Here is a 1,856-nt window from a genome sequence, read left to right as displayed (position 1 = left end):
CGGCCGATGCGGTGCAGCGGCTGCTGCGCGACCCGGCAGCGCTCGCCTGCGCGCTCGGCGAGTTGCTGAGCGAGCCGAAGCCGACGGTGTGGTTCGATGCCGGCGAGCCGCTCGAGGCGCCGCAGGCGGTGCGCCTGGACCGCCGCACGCGGATGATGTATGACGATCGGCATGTGTTCATCAACGGCGATTCGTTTCGCGCGGCCGGCCGCGACGCGCGGTTGATGCGCCTGCTGGCGGACGGCCGCAGCCTGGCACTTGCCGATGTCGCGCGGCTGAGCGACGATGCCTTCGGATTGCTCGACCAATGGGCGCAGGCGGGCTGGGTGCGCCCGCTGCACAAGGAGTGAAAAGATGGACGAGACCGGTACGCCCCGCATCATCACGTCGCGCAGCGATTTCCTGCAGGCCCTGCGCGAGGGCTTCGCGCTCGCGGCGGAGCAGGGCTGTCGCGAGCTGCTGCTGAGCGATCCCGACTTCGCCGACTGGCCGCTCGGCGAGCAGGCGGTGCTCGATCACCTGACGCGCTGGGCCTTCGCGCACCGCAAGCTGACGATGCTGGGCGGGCATTTCGACGAGATGTCGCGGCGCCACGCGCGCTTCGCGCAATGGCGCCGGCAGTGGTCGCACATCGTCGAATGCCGCTCGCCCGACAGCGATGACGAGCGCGATGTCCCGACCGTGCTGCTGGCCCCGGGCCTGGTCACGCTGCGGCTGCTGAATCCGGCGCAGTACCGCGCGAGCTGGTCCACCGACGAGGGCGATGCGGTGCGCACGCGCGAACACCTTGATGCACTTTTGCAACGCTCCGTCGAGGCCTTTCCTGCGACAACCCTGGGCCTATAGGGTATGCACTGGGTCTGCGTATAATCATGGGCTGGACCTACGAAACGCTCGAGCTTTCGTAGGTCTGAGTCCGTTGGGGATCTGCCGTGTATCGATTGATCGGAGGGTTCCCACAATTACCGGTAATTGTCTGAACCTTTCATTGAGGATAAGTATGAAAAAGTCGCTTCTGTTGGCTTCCCTGGTTGCTGCTGTTGCTCTGGCCGCTTGCGGCAAGAAGCCGGAAGAGGCCGCTCCGGCTGCTCCGGCCGCCACGCCGGCTCCGGCTCCCGCTCCGGTGGCTGACGCCGCTGCTTCGGGCGCTGCAATGGCCGCTTCGGCTGCCACGGACGCTGCTTCGGCTGCTGCCGGCGCTGCTTCGGCCGCCGCTTCGGCTGTCAAGTAAATCGCTTCGGCGATGTGAGAAAGCCGCCTTCGGGCGGCTTTTTTTCGCCTGTACTTCTCAGCGTAAAAGTCAGCGCAGTGAGAGCCATTCGAATCCCAGCGCCGGATCGGCCACGATGATGTCGTCCGCGTTGCCGCCCGTCACGCCAAGCAACGCTTGAACGGCCAGCTCGGGCCGGTTGTTCTGCCGGCTCAGGTGCGCGGCCACCAGGTGGCGCAGCCCGGCATGGTGGCAGGCCGCGAGGATCTCGGCCGCGCTCTCGTTCGACAGGTGCCCGAGCCGCCCGCCGACGCGCCGCTTCAGCGAGGCCGGGTAGCTCGAGTTCGCGAGCATCTGCACGTCGTGGTTGCATTCCAGCAGCAGCGCATCGCAGCCTTGCAGGTGCGCGATGACGTGCGCCGTCGACGAGCCGGTGTCGGTCAGCACGCCCAGGCAGGCATCGCCATCGGTCAGGCGCAGCTGCAGTGGCTCGTTGGCATCGTGCGGCACGGTGTAGGGCCGCAGCTGCAGGTCGCCGACGGTGATGGCTTCGCCGTCGCGCGCGACGTTCAGCCATTCTTCCGCCGACGGATCGCCGATCGCGCGCCAGGTGCCCAGGCTCGTCCACAACGGCACGCGGTGACGG

At 67.5% G+C, this 1,856-nt stretch carries 4 protein-coding genes; 3 read left to right on the top strand and 1 reads right to left on the bottom strand.

Features of this window, described 5'->3' with window-relative positions:
• From AC1D15_RS29875 to AC1D15_RS29865, 3 genes are all read left to right on the top strand, one after another.
• A partial coding sequence (locus AC1D15_RS29875; RefSeq protein ID WP_477828875.1) for a winged helix domain-containing protein occupies window positions 1–350 on the top strand: 350 nt, incomplete at its 5' end.
• 4 nt (window positions 351–354) lie between these two features.
• Complete coding sequence (locus AC1D15_RS29870; RefSeq protein WP_052213046.1) at window positions 355–846, top strand: hypothetical protein; 492 nt, start codon at window positions 355–357, stop codon at window positions 844–846.
• Between the two features lie 154 nt (window positions 847–1,000).
• Complete coding sequence (locus AC1D15_RS29865) at window positions 1,001–1,231, top strand: hypothetical protein (protein WP_465113218.1); 231 nt, start codon at window positions 1,001–1,003, stop codon at window positions 1,229–1,231.
• Window positions 1,232–1,300: 69 nt separating this feature from the next.
• Here AC1D15_RS29865 and AC1D15_RS29860 read toward each other — a convergent pair.
• On the bottom strand, window positions 1,301–1,856 hold a 556-nt coding region (locus AC1D15_RS29860), incomplete at its 5' end, for an MBL fold metallo-hydrolase (RefSeq protein ID WP_477828874.1).

This window comes from Rhizobacter sp. P2_H2, from assembly GCF_056403375.1.
Note: the sequence above shows the minus strand (reverse complement) of the source record. Positions and strands in the feature narration are given on the sequence as shown.

What these genes read in the sequence shown, in the direction of transcription:
- AC1D15_RS29870 (WP_052213046.1), top strand. Translation starts at nt 355, where the DNA reads ATGGACGAGACCGGTACGCCCCGCATCATCACGTCGCGCAGCGATTTC.
- AC1D15_RS29865 (WP_465113218.1), top strand. Translation starts at nt 1,001, where the DNA reads ATGAAAAAGTCGCTTCTGTTGGCTTCCCTGGTTGCTGCTGTTGCTCTG.